The 13,018-nt window shown below is 63.5% G+C and carries 6 protein-coding genes; 2 read left to right on the top strand and 4 right to left on the bottom strand.

The annotated features are described in order from the left end of the window. Positions 1-104 precede the first annotated feature (104 nt). The 4 genes from glgB to B0G75_RS27905 form a co-directional block, all read right to left on the bottom strand. Positions 105-2,315 carry a 1,4-alpha-glucan branching protein GlgB gene (glgB, locus tag B0G75_RS27920; RefSeq protein ID WP_106313318.1) on the bottom strand — a complete coding sequence of 737 codons (2,211 nt, stop codon included), beginning with the start codon at positions 2,313-2,315 and terminating at the stop codon, positions 105-107. Further along, positions 2,308-5,772 (bottom strand): maltose alpha-D-glucosyltransferase, encoded by a 3,465-nt coding sequence (treS, locus tag B0G75_RS27915; protein WP_106313317.1) that lies wholly within the window; start codon positions 5,770-5,772, stop codon positions 2,308-2,310. Before treS ends, glgB begins: the two co-directional genes overlap by 8 nt. Beyond that, positions 5,769-9,212, bottom strand: a complete 3,444-nt coding sequence (locus tag B0G75_RS27910) for a maltotransferase domain-containing protein (RefSeq protein WP_106313316.1) — start codon at positions 9,210-9,212, stop codon at positions 5,769-5,771. Before B0G75_RS27910 ends, treS begins: the two co-directional genes overlap by 4 nt. A 466-nt stretch (positions 9,213-9,678) precedes the next feature. Then, complete coding sequence (locus B0G75_RS27905; RefSeq protein ID WP_106313315.1) at positions 9,679-10,341, bottom strand: DUF1345 domain-containing protein; 663 nt, start codon at positions 10,339-10,341, stop codon at positions 9,679-9,681. A gap of 361 nt (positions 10,342-10,702) precedes the next feature. On the opposite strand from B0G75_RS27905, the gene B0G75_RS27900 reads away from it, so the two are divergent. Together B0G75_RS27900 and B0G75_RS27895 are read left to right on the top strand one after the other, a co-directional pair. Further along, positions 10,703-11,296: a sugar dehydrogenase complex small subunit gene (locus B0G75_RS27900; protein ID WP_106313314.1), complete on the top strand. Its 594-nt coding sequence runs from the start codon at positions 10,703-10,705 to the stop codon at positions 11,294-11,296. Positions 11,297-11,405: 109 nt separating this feature from the next. Continuing rightward, positions 11,406-13,007, top strand: coding sequence for a GMC family oxidoreductase (locus B0G75_RS27895; protein ID WP_106313313.1), 1,602 nt, complete (start codon positions 11,406-11,408; stop codon positions 13,005-13,007). The last annotated feature ends 11 nt before the right edge of the window (positions 13,008-13,018 follow it).

Genomic DNA, 13,018 nt, shown 5'->3' with positions numbered 1-13,018 from the left:
CCTTCCTTGTTCTGATTGTTGAACGCTATCGTGGGTCTTCATGCAACGAGCGCGCGGCGCGAAAATTTCGCACGCCGCGCGCTCGCTTCACCACTCGTCCTTCGTCAGTCCGCGCGCAATACGATCGTCGCAAGCGGCGGCAGCGTTAGCGAAGCGGAATTCGGCCAGCCGTGGCTCGATTGCTCGTCGGTATGGATCAGGCCGCCGTTGCCCATGTTCGAGCCGCCGTACACGCCGGCGTCCGTATTGAGCACTTCCGACCAGCGTCCGCCGCGCGGCATGCCGATCCGGTAACCGACCCGCGGCACCGGCGTCATATTGCAGACCACGACCACTTCGCGGCCGGCACCGTCGGTGCGCCGATAGGCGAATACGCTGTTGCCGCTGTCGTCGCCGATCAGCCATTCGAAGCCACCCGGCTCGCAATCGAGCAGATGCAGCGCGGGCTCCTCGCTGTACAGCCGGTTCAGGTCGCGAACCAGCTTTTGCACGCCGTGATGGTTCGAATCGTCGAGCAGATGCCAATGCGGCGACGTATCGTGGTCGAATTCCGCCATCTGGCCGAATTCGCCGCCCATGAACAGCAGCTTCTTGCCCGGATGCGTCCACATGAAACCGAAGTACGCGCGCAGGTTGGCGAACTTCTGCCACCTGTCGCCAGGCATCTTGCCGAGCAGCGAGCCCTTGCCGTGCACCACTTCGTCGTGCGAAAGCGGCAGCACGAAGCGCTCCGAATACGCGTACACCATCCCGAACGTCATGTTGTGGTGATGGTATTGACGGTAGACCGGATCTTCTTCCATGTAGTGCAGCGTGTCGTGCATCCAGCCCATGTTCCACTTGAACTGGAAACCGAGGCCGCCGTCTTCGACGCGTGCTGTCACGCCTGGCCACGCGGTCGATTCCTCGGCGATCGTGATCGCGCCCGGCACGCCCGGAACGTAGCCGACTTCATGATTCAGGCGCTTGAGGAACGCAATCGATTCGAGGTTCTCGCGGCCGCCGTAAATATTCGGCACCCACTCGCCGGCGGCGCGCGAATAGTCGCGATACAGCATCGACGCGACCGCGTCCACGCGCAGACCGTCGACGTGATAACGCTTCAGCCACGCCAGCCCCGAAGCGACCAGGAACGCGCTCACCTCGTTGCGGCCGAGGTTGTAGATCATTGTGTTCCAGTCCTGGTGATAGCCTTCGCGCGGGTCGGCGTGCTCATAGAGCGGCGTGCCGTCGAAGTCGATCAGGCCATGCGCGTCGTTCGGAAAGTGCGCGGGTACCCAGTCGAGAATCACGCCGAGTCCGGCTTCGTGCGCCTTGTCGACGAATCTCGCGAACTGTTCGGGCTTGCCGAAGCGCGCCGATGGCGCGAACTGCCCGAGCGGCTGATAACCCCACGATCCGCCGAACGGGTGCTCGGCAATCGGCATGAACTCCACGTGCGTGAAGCCCATGCTTTTCACGTACGGAATCATCCGCTCCGCGAGTTCATCCCAATCGAGTCCGCGCTGACCTTGTTCCGCGACGCGCAGCCAGGATTCCGCATGCGCTTCGTAGATCGAGATCGGCGAGCGCGGCGTCTGCTTGCTGGCGCGCGACTGGATCCATTCGTGATCGGTCCATGGAAACTGCTCGATCTCGTCGACATGCGCCACGATCGACGCGGTGCCCGGCGGCTTCTCCGTCTGCATCGCGCACGGGTCGGCTTTCAACGGCAGCGGATGACCATCGCGCGACAGCAGTTCGTATTTGTAGCGCGTCCCCGGCCCGACGCGCGGCACGAACAATTCCCACACGCCGGCCTGATGCCGCAGCCGCATCGGATGACGGCGGCCGTCCCACGCGTTGAAGTCGCCGACCACCGAAACGCGCCGTGCGTTCGGTGCCCACACGGCGAAGCGCACACCCGGCACGCCGTCAAATTCCATCGGATGGGCGCCGAGGCATTCGAGCACCGCATACGGATCGCCACCGGCGAGCCGGCCAAGCGGCTCGTCGCCGAGCACGGGACCGAACGAATACGTGTCCTCGATTTCCTGCACCACGCCGTGCCAGTCGATCCGCAAACGGTACGGCGCCGCAGTCGTGACGCGGCCGGCAAACAGCCCCGGCCGCAATTGTTCGAGTTCGCCCAGCAGCGCACCGTCGGCGCGCGCAATCACGCTGACGTGCGCGGCGTTCGGCAGCACAGCGCGCACCACCGGACCCGCGTCCGTCTGATGCATCCCGAGTTGCGAGAAAGGATCGGGGTGCCGCGCTTCAACGAGCGCGTCGATATCGAGCGGTTGGAGGCCTACGGCCGGATCATGCTCACTCATAGTCGCCCTCGGCCGGATTAGGCGGTGTGGCGGCGCCTGGCGCCTGGGTTGAGGAATCGTGGCCTGGCGCGCCGGTGTCGCCGAGCAAGCGGCTGGTGAGCGCGGCGAGGCCGCGCACCGGCAAGCTGAGCCACGTCGGGCGGTTGGCCGCTTCGTAACGGATTTCGTAGGCGGCTTTTTCGATCAGGAACAGATCGAGCAAGGCCTGTTCGGCTTCGGGCGCGACGAGCGGCGTCGCGGCTTGCGCTGCCGCTGCGCGGTACTCGCTGAGGAACGTTTCGGTGGCATGCGCGCGGAAACGATCGAACAGCGCGCGCTTGCGATCGGCGGTCTGTTGCGGCGCGGCTTCCGTGGTGGACTGCGCTGCCGCGCTCGCATACGACAGCGAGCGCATCAGGCCGGCCACGTCACGCAGCGGGCTCGATTTCTGACGACGTTCTTCAAGCGAGCGTGCCGGCTCGCCTTCGAAATCGATCAAAAATGCGTCGCCCTGCGCGACCAGTACCTGGCCCAGATGGAAGTCGCCGTGAATGCGGATGCGCAGCGCGCCGGCGTCGGCAGAAACCAGCTTGTCGACGGCGGCCACCAGTTCCTTGCGGCGGTCGATCAGGCTTTGCGCCAGCGCTTTGGTTTCCGGATCGCTCATCTGCTCGATGCGCGGCGCGAGCAGATCGAGTGCGCTGGCGAGCATCGCCTGTGTGCCGTCCACCCATGCCTTCACCTGCTCCGCGCTGGCGGCTTCCGGCGCGAACGCCGGGTCGTCCGTCGGCGAGGCGAGCGCTACGTGCAGTTCGCCCAGCCTTCTGCCGATCGTGCCGGCCAACGCACTATAGCCTTCCAGCAGAATTGCCTCATTGGTGCGGTCCGGCGCCGACTGCGCTTCGGTATCGACGGCGATGGCGAGTTCGTCCACCGAGCGGCGCAGGTAGTCGAGCGACCAGTTCCACGCGTCGCCCTGGTTCTCGATATAGCCTTGCAAGATGCAGAGCGTATGCGGCACGCCTTCGGGATCGACGCGCACCACTTCGCCATACAGCGGCGCGGTGTTCGCGTAGCCCAATTGCGTCAGATAGCGGCTGATTTCGGCTTCCGGATGGATTCCGCTTACGAGGCGCCGTACCAGCTTCAACACAACGGTGTCGGCGATAATCAACGAGCTATTGCTCTGCTCAGCCGCGAGCCAACGAACCTCCGGCCGTTCGCCGAGCCCTTCGAGTTCGGCGAAACGCTCGCTCGGCAGAAACTTGATTTCGCTTTTCTGCACGGTCGGCACCACGGCGCGTTCGCGCAGCTTGCGCATCACGCCATGCGCGAAGATCGGCAAGGCAAAGGCGTCCGTCAGATGCCCCACGTTGCGGCCGCGCCGCACGCGCGCAAAGGCCAGTTGCTTGAACAACGGGAAAGTGGTTTCGCCGCCCCAGGTAATCGCGATCGGCACCACGTAGCGTTCGGTGTGACCGCCCACGTCCGCTTCGATTTCGGTGAAGGCGAAGCCGCCGTGTGGAATCGTGGTCAGCGCCGCGAGCCGCACCGCATTGAGCTTCTGATCCTTCGACGCAAACCAGCGGCGCCGGCTTAGCCACGAAGGCAGCACTTCCGATTCGAGCAGACGCACGTTTTCCGGCGTCGGACCGACCTGGCCTTCGCGGATCACGATTGTGACGAATTCCGGCAGCGATTCCGAATGAGCCTGTGCCCACGTCGGACGCTGGCCGCCCGGGCACAGCATGAACCACAGAAAACCGTACGGCGGGAAGGTCAGCAGATAAGTCAGTTGACCGATGGCAGGGAACACGGAATCCGCGGTCATTTCGATCGGCACCGAACCGTTGAACTCGGACAGATCGAGCTCTACCGCTTGCGGCGCGCGCGACAGATTCGCCACGCACAGGATCGGCGGTTCGCCTGGCATCTCGCGCAGATACGCGAGAATCTTGCGGTTTTCCGGCTTCAGGAAGCGGATCGTGCCACGTCCGAAAGTCTGTTTCGCGCGGCGCGTGGCGAGCATGCGCCGGGTCCAGTTCAGCAGCGAGTGCGGGTCGCGGCTCTGCGCTTCCACGTTCACCGCGTCGAAACCGTATAGCGAGCCCATGACCGGCGGCAGCACCAGTTGCTCAGGGTCGGCGCGCGAAAATCCGCCGTTGCGATCCGACGACCACTGCATCGGCGTACGCACGCCGTCGCGGTCGCCCAAGTGGATGTTGTCGCCCATGCCGAGTTCGTCGCCGTAATAGATCACGGGCGTGCCGGGCATGGAAAGCAGCAGCGAATTGATCAGCTCGATACGGCGGCGGTCGCGCTCCATGAGCGGCGCGAGGCGGCGGCGAATGCCGAGATTCAGGCGCGCGCGGCGATCGCTCGCGTAGGTGTTCCACAAATAGTCGCGCTCCGAATCAGTGACCATTTCCAGCGTCAATTCATCGTGATTGCGCAGGAAAATCGCCCACTGGTTCGTTGCGGCAAGGTCCGGCGTTTGCCGCATGATGTCGGTGATCGGGAAGCGGTCTTCGCTTGCAATCGACATGTAGATGCGCGGCATCAGCGGGAAGTGGAACGCCATGTGGCATTCGTCTTCGTCGCCGAAATATTCCTTCACGTCTTCCGGCCACTGGTTGGCTTCGGCGAGCAGCATCCGGTTCGGATACTCGGCGTCGATGGTGGCGCGGATTTTCTTCAGAACCGCGTGCGTTTCCGGCAGGTTCTCGTTGTTCGTGCCTTCGCGTTCGACCAGGTACGGCACCGCGTCGAGCCGCAGCCCGTCGATGCCCATATCGAGCCAGAAGCGCATTACCTGCAGCACTTCTTTCAGCACGGCCGGATTGTCGAAATTCAGATCGGGCTGGTGCGAGTAGAAGCGGTGCCAGTAATACGCGCCCGCCACCGGATCGTGCGTCCAGTTGGACGGCTCCGAGTCGATGAAGATGATCCGCGTTTCCTGATACTTCTGATCGGTGTCGGACCACACGTAGTAGTTGCGGTGATTCGAGCCCGGCTTCGCGCGGCGCGCGCGCTGAAACCACGGGTGTTGATCCGACGTGTGGTTGATCACCAGCTCCGTAATCACGCGAATGCCGCGTGCGTGCGCTTCCTGAATGAAGCGCTTCACGTCGGACAGGTTGCCGTAGTCCGGGTGCACATTGCGGTAGTCGGCAATGTCATAGCCGTCGTCGCGTCGTGGCGACGGATAGAACGGCAACAGCCAGATCGCGTTCACACCGAGTTCGGCAATGTAGTCGAGCTTCGCGATCAGGCCGGGAAAGTCGCCGACGCCGTCGTTATTCGCGTCGAAGAACGACTTGATGTGCACCTGATAGATGATCGCGTCTTTGTACCAGAGCGGATCGTCGCTCAGGGCCGCGGGTTTGCCGCGGCGATTGGTGCGCGGCTTGGCCGTATTGCCAGGAGCATTGCCCACCGGTGATTGTGTCGTTGTTTCAGCAGGGTCGTCACGCTTCATGTCGCACCTTCCGTTGAGGTTGGGTTGCCAGCGTCTGCGTGATAGTCGCTGTCGGCTTCAGTCGGCCGTTCGGCGGGCAAACCGCCGAGCGGCGCGATGCGCCAGATCGAGAACGGCTGGCCCGACCCGAGCCGGACGTGCTGCCAGCGGCCGTGCCATTCGAAGCGGGCGCCGGTCATCTGGTCGGTGACTTCCAGCGGGCCATGATCGTGCAGATTCCATTTCTGGAAGGTCTCCCACGACAATTCGATATCCGCGCCCTGTTCGTTGAACGGGTCCAGATTGATCGCGACAAGGATTACGTTGTCGCGCGACTCGGTCGCCTTTTCGAAGAACAGGATGTGGTCGTTGTGCGCGGGCAGGAATGTCAGGCCGAGATGCGTGTGCAGCGCCGGGTTCGCGCGGCGAATCCGGTTCAGCGCAGTAATCTCGCCGGTGATGTTGCCGGGCCGGTTCCAGTCCCACGCGCGCAACTGATACTTCTCCGAGTCGAGATATTCCTCGCTGTTCGGCAGAGCGGCGGCCTCGCACAGCTCGAAACCACTATACACGCCCCACAAACCGGCCAGTGTCGAAGCGAGTGCGGCGCGAATCAGAAAGCCCGTGCGTCCCTGCGATTGCAGATGCCGCGGGTTGATATCCGGCGTATTGACGAAGAAGTTAGGCCGGTACGAATCACGCGCGCCGGTTTGCGTGAGTTCGGTCATGTATTCGATGAAATCGCGCTTCGATTCCCGCCACGTGAAGTACGTGTACGACTGCGAGAAACCGATCTTGCCGAGCCGGTTCATCATGCGCGGCCGCGTGAAGGCTTCGGCGAGAAAGATCGTGTCGGGATAGCGCGCCCGCACGTCGGCGATCACCCACTCCCAGAACGGCAGCGGCTTGGTGTGCGGATTGTCGATGCGGAAAATATGCACGCCCGCTTCGATCCAGAACAGGAAGACGTCGCGCAGCGCGAGCCACAAATCGGGTTTGGCGTCGTGCGCATAGAAGTCGGGATTGACGATGTCCTGGTACTTCTTCGGCGGATTTTCCGCGTAGCGCAGCGTGCCGTCGGGGCGCCACGCGAACCACGTCGGATGCTCCTTCAGCCACGGGTGATCGGGCGAACATTGCACCGCGAAGTCGAGCGCGATTTCCAGCCCGTGCGCATGTGCGGCGGCGAGCATGGCCTTGAAATCGTCGAGCGTGCCGAGTTGCGGATGCACGGCCGTATGGCCGCCTTCGACCCCACCGATCGCATACGGGCTGCCGACGTCGCCCGGCTGCGCGGTCAGCGTGTTGTTGCGGCCTTTGCGGTTCGCCACGCCGATGGGGTGAATCGGCGGGAAATACAGCACGTCGAAGCCCATGTCGCGAATGCGCGGCAGCTTGGTCGTGACATCGGCGAAAGTGCCGTGGCGCGATTCGTCATCGCTCATCGAGCGCGGGAAGATTTCGTACCAGCTCGCGAAGCTCGCGGCGGTGCGGTCGGCATCGATCTTGTAGATGACCGGATCGCGGCTCAGGAACGGCCGGTGGCGCGCGGCGGTCATCGCCTTCGCCGTGGTCGGCGAGAGCAGCAGCGCCAGCTTCGTCTCCGCGTCGGCCTTGGTGAAGAGTTTGACGATATGTTCGAGCGGTTCAATGTGCGCGCCTTCCGCGGTTTCGACCTCGGCGAGCACCAGCGCGAACAGATGCGACGCTTCGTCGAGTTCAAGTTCGACGGTTTGTCCCGCCTTCAGCTTCTTTTGCACATGCTCGACCAGCGAAGCGAAGTCGTCGCGCCACGCGATCACGGTAAATTCGTGACGGCCCATGCGGTCGAGCGGAATACGCGCCTTCCAGATGTCGAGGCCGGCGGGTTGCGCCGGCTCCATCAGCACTTCGTGCCACGCGGTTTCGTCGGCGGCGCGCCAGATCACGGCGGCGGCGATCTTGTCATGACCTTCGGCGAAGATCGCGGCGGTGATTTCGGCGCGTTCGCCCACGCTGCGCTTGGCCGCGAAGCGGCCGTTATCGACCGAGGGCGTCACGCTCTCGATTGCCACGCGCGGCGCGCTCAGCGCCTCGATCACGGTCTTGCGGCCGCTGCGCTTGCTGTTCGGCTTGTCGATGGGCGGCGCGAGACGGATCGGCTTCTCTGTGACCGCGCGGAACAGGCGGACCGCGCCGGGTGCAAGTGTGAATGACGTGAGCGTGGCGGGTGAGGCGTTGTCGGGCGCGTCGAGCGGCACGAAGCGTGTGAAGTTGCCGGGCACGCCCGCGAGGAAGCGCGCGGGATCGACGCGTACCGGCGCACCGAGTTCGGGATTGATCGCGATGAGGATCGCTTCGTCGGCATGGCGCAGGTCGGGCTGGTCGGCGCGCAGCAACACCGCCGCCGGTGCGCCAGGCCCGCTGAGCGGACGCAATTCACCATTGGCGTGCAGCGTTTTGGTTTTACTCGCCACCAGGTTCACGTGCGTAATGGCTTGCGTGAGATCGAATTTTTTAGTTTGAGCGGCGAGAGCGAACTGCGCGGCGTCGCCGCGTGTTTGCGACATGGGCTCGGCGATACCGTACTCAAAACCCATCGGCATCATCCAGCCCGTGCCGATGGAAGCCGAGGTAAACAGCGCACGCCGGTAAGCCCGCTCGACGATGGCGGCGTCGTGCACGTCGGTCAGCTCGGCGGCAAGGCGGGTGCCGTAGGGCGCTTCAGGAAAGCCGATCGGCGCGGCGATGCGCGCGAGCGCGGTATGTTCCTCGACCATCCAGCTCGCGCGGAAGTCCCACCAGCGCACCGACGAGAACACGCTGTCGAAGCCGGCGCCTTGCAGGCCGAGCAGATCGTTACGCGCCAAGCCGGGCGTGGCGGCGAGAAAACGTACGTCGGGATGCTGCGCGCGGACCGCGTCGCTCAATTGCCGCCAGATTGCGGCCGGCACGCGATGCGGCGAATCGAACCGGAACCCGCCCGCGCCGGCCTCGGCCAGCGCCAGCAGTTGCTGCGTCCACCAGCCGACTAGCGCGGCGCTGCTGCCGGCCTCGTTGAAGTTCGCATACGCGACGTTGTCCTCGCGATGCACATGGCGCGGATCGAGCCTCGCCTCTTCCGATTCGAAGGGATGAAACCAGTCGGCATGTTCGGCGTACAGCGTGCCATCCGCGGCCATCCGGTCGATCACCAGATCGGCCAGCAAGGTCAGGCCGTTCTGCTTCGCCGCGTTCGCAAGCGTGCGAATCGCTTCGGTAGCAGATTGCTGCTGGGCTTCGAACACCGGATGCAGGCGGGCGTGGTTGCCGACCACCTGTCCGTGGCCGGCCTGTCCGGGCTCGAAGAGGCTGCCGATCAGCGCGTGATCGAAGCCCAGCGCGACTGCGTGCGCGAACTGCGCAGGCCATGCATCGAGCGGCCCAACCAGAAGTGAATGAAAAAAGTAAATCCGCGGCGCGTACCCGTTTCGAGGTTCCATCGATGGTTTCCAGATTCGTCCTGCTGCGGTGTGGATGCAGTTGGCATGCGATCACAGCGCTCATTGGGCTTCCAGAGCCGGATACCGCGCGATGCGTAAAGCGAAGGCGCGTACTGGTCAATGTAGTGCAAAGATCGTCACGCCGCTGGCCAGTAAGGGGTGCTTTGACGCCAGGCGTCGATTGCACGGGCCGGCCAGATCGATTCGGAAGGCGGAGCAAACGCTGTGCCAGTGCGGGTCGGACGAGACCGATGGATAGCTGAGTGGACGCCTGGCAGTGAGCTTCGCAGGCAGGTGCGGAAAAGGCGCGAGGCGCCACGAGACGTCGAATGGACGGCCGCCGCGTGTAAAACGGGCGGCCGCGGTCCGGGATTTACACGTGGCGCGTCGGAGGCAGGGCAATGACCGCACAAGGCGGTGTTTTATGCGGCAAGGGTGTTCGTGAGGGCGCTTTGTGTCGACAGTATTACGAGCCGAGCAAACCTGCCGCGATGTTCACGCACAAACCCAGCACAGCCACGTTGAAGTAGAACGACAGGACGGATTGCGCGAGCGCCGCACGGCGGAGCGAGCGCGAGCGCAACACCACGTCCGAAGTTTGCGAGGCCACCGCGATAGTGAACGAGAAATACAGAAAGTCCCAGTAGTCCGGCTGGAGCGCGTGGTCGGGAAAAAGCAGCGGCGTTTCCTTCGCATCGGTGTCGTAGTAAAGCCGCGCATAGTGCAGCGTGAAGATGGTCGGGATCAGGAACCATGCGCCGAACAGCGTGAGCCCGGTCAGCACGTAGTGCCAAACGGTGGAAGCGCCTGCCGTCCCCTTGACCGAGGCCAGTTCCATCACGATGGCCGCAATACTCGCGATGGTCGCCATGCAGATCACCATGAGCACCACGCCGGCGTTCTCGTCGTCGCGGCGGGCGGATTCGCGCACGCGGCCTTCGTCGGCGACGGCCATGTGCACCCAGATCATCGCCAGATAACTCCAGACGGCCGCGTCCCATCCGGCCAGTACGCGGACCATCGGGCGTGTGTGCGCGGGCACGAGCACCGCGCCGACGACGCCGAGCGCAAGGCCGACCAGCATACGCGGTCGATTGCGAAGAACCTGTGGATAGTATTTGGTGAGCATGGAATGTAGGGTGTCGGGCTCTCAGTGTCGCGGATTCTACCCGCGCCGGGTCCATCATTTGTCGAATGGACGGGTCACAGGCTATAGTCTTTCGCAACGCCCTTGCGCGCCGCTTTCAGTTGAAAGGCGATTGGCAGGCGGCCCGGTTTTTTTTTACTGCGCATGTCATGCCGTGCATGCGGTTTCATACGGATGTCATCAGCACCGCGTCGCTCGGTTCGCACTGAGTATGCGCGGGCTCATAAAAGACCGCTCAAGCGGCGCTTAGGCCAGGTTTGGGGTAGAGATCGACGCCACGCGCGAATGGCATTACGCCAGGGTCGCGAGGCACGTTGAGAATCACTCACCATCTGGAGTCCCCATGACAGATGTACCTAACAACAATGATGCGCACCACGAAGTGACGCATCCAGCAGAGTTGTCGCCGTCAGCATCGTTTTCCGCTTCTCGCAGAGCGTGGGTGCTCGGCGCATGCGCGGCGGCCGCGGCGCTTGCGTTCGCCGGTGCCGGCCGGTCGCTTTCATGGATCGCCCCGGCGTTTGCCGACACGCCCGCAGGCGGCGGCCTCGACGCTTTCCTCGCACTCTCGCAGCGCCTCACCGGCCGCGCGGGCTTCGATGCCCCGCTCGGCAAACGCGTCTACGACGCCCTCGTCAAATCGGACAGTCAGTTCACGCAGAACGTCGCCGCGCTCAACACATGGCTGCAAGGTCATGGCGGCGTGCCGTCCGATACCGTCACGCAGGCTTTGCAAGTCGACCAGCCCGCGCTCGCCAAAACCGTGAGCGCGATCATGCGCGCGTGGTATCTCGGCCTCGTCGGCGAGATGCCGCATGTGGATGTGGTCGCTTATGAAAAGGCCTTGATGTTCGAGCCCGTCAAGGACGTGCTCACGATTCCGTCCTATTGCCGGGACGTGCCGTTCTACTGGACGAAGAAACCGCTGAGCGCATAAAGACGTTCCTCTCGCGCGTGCCGCATCGTTTGATTGAATCATTCGACGCAGCGCCGGTTCGTGAATACAGCAAGCACAACAAGCACAGCAAGCCTGCAAGAGGGCAACAATGGCAAACAAAAATTCCGCCGACATCGTCGTGGTCGGTTCGGGCGTGGCGGGCGGACTGGTCGCGCATCAGATGGCGCTCGCCGGCGCGTCGGTGATTCTGCTCGAGGCCGGGCCGCGCATTCCGCGTTGGCAGATCGTCGAGAACTTCCGCAACTCGCCGGTCAAGTCGGACTTCGCGACGCCGTATCCATCGACGCCGTATGCGCCGCATCCCGAGTACGCGCCCGCCAACAATTATCTGATCCAGAAAGGCGACTATCCGTATAGCTCGCAGTACCTGCGGCTGGTGGGCGGCACGACATGGCACTGGGCGGCGGCCGCATGGCGGCTGTTGCCGTCGGACTTCCAGTTGCACAAGCTGTACGGCGTGGGACGCGACTGGCCGTATACGTATGAAACGCTGGAGCCCTGGTATTCGGCGGCTGAAGTGCAACTCGGCGTGTCCGGCCCCGGCAATTCGATCGATCTCGGCTCGCCGCGCTCGAAACCGTATCCGATGAACCCGCTTCCGCTCTCGTACATGGATCAGCGTTTCAGCGACGTGCTCAACGCGCAGGGCTTCAAGGTCGTGCCCGAGCCGGTGGCGCGCAACAGCCGACCGTACGATGCGCGGCCTACCTGCTGCGGCAATAACAACTGCATGCCGATCTGCCCGATTGCCGCGATGTACAACGGCGTCGTGCATGCGGAGAAAGCCGAACAGGCCGGCGCGAAACTGATTCCGCAAGCAGTGGTGTATCGCGTGGAAGCGGACAACAAAGGGTTGATCACGGCAGTCCACTACAAGGACCCGAACGGCAACAGCACGCGCGTGACCGGCAAACTGTTCGTGCTCGCCGCGAACGGCATCGAAACGCCGAAGCTCATGCTGATGTCGACATCCGATAAATTCCCGCACGGCATCGGCAACAGTTCCGACCAGGTGGGCCGCAATCTGATGGACCATCCGGGCACGGGTGTCACGTTCCTCGCCAATGAACCGTTGTGGCCCGGACGCGGACCGATGGAGATGACCTCCATCGTCAACTTTCGCGATGGCGCGTTCCGTTCGGACTACGCCGCGAAAAAGCTGCATCTCTCGAACGGTGTGCCCACGATGAGCGTGACCGCCGACCTGTTGAAAAAAGGCCTGACCGGCGCCGAACTCGACCGGCAGATACGCGACCGCGCGGCGCGCACGCTGAATATCAATAGCTTCCATGAGCATCTGGCCGAGCCGAGGAACCGAGTGGTGCCGTCGGCGGATCACAAGGATTCGCTCGGCATTCCGCAGCCGGAAATCTATTACTCGATCAACGACTACGTGAAGAAAAGCGCCGCCAACACGCACGAACTGTATGCGCAGATCGCCGCGCTGTTCGGCGGCGCCGAGATCACTTTCGACGACACCTTCGCGCCGAACAATCACATCATGGGCACGACGATCATGGGCGGCGATCCGGCGGATTCGGTTGTCGATGCGGACTGCCGCACGCATGACCACTCCAATCTGTTCATCGCCAGCAGCGGCGTGATGCCGACCGCGGCATCGGTGAATTGCACGCTGACGATCGCGGCCTTGTCGCTGAAGCTGGCCGACAAGCTCAAGCGTGAAATCTGAGCGTGAACGGA

Origin of the sequence: Paraburkholderia sp. BL18I3N2, from assembly GCF_003001875.1 — a bacterium.
Taxonomy (GTDB): domain Bacteria; phylum Pseudomonadota; class Gammaproteobacteria; order Burkholderiales; family Burkholderiaceae; genus Paraburkholderia; species Paraburkholderia phytofirmans.
The sequence above is the reverse complement of the archived record's forward strand: the minus strand, read 5'-3'. Positions and strand labels throughout refer to the sequence as shown.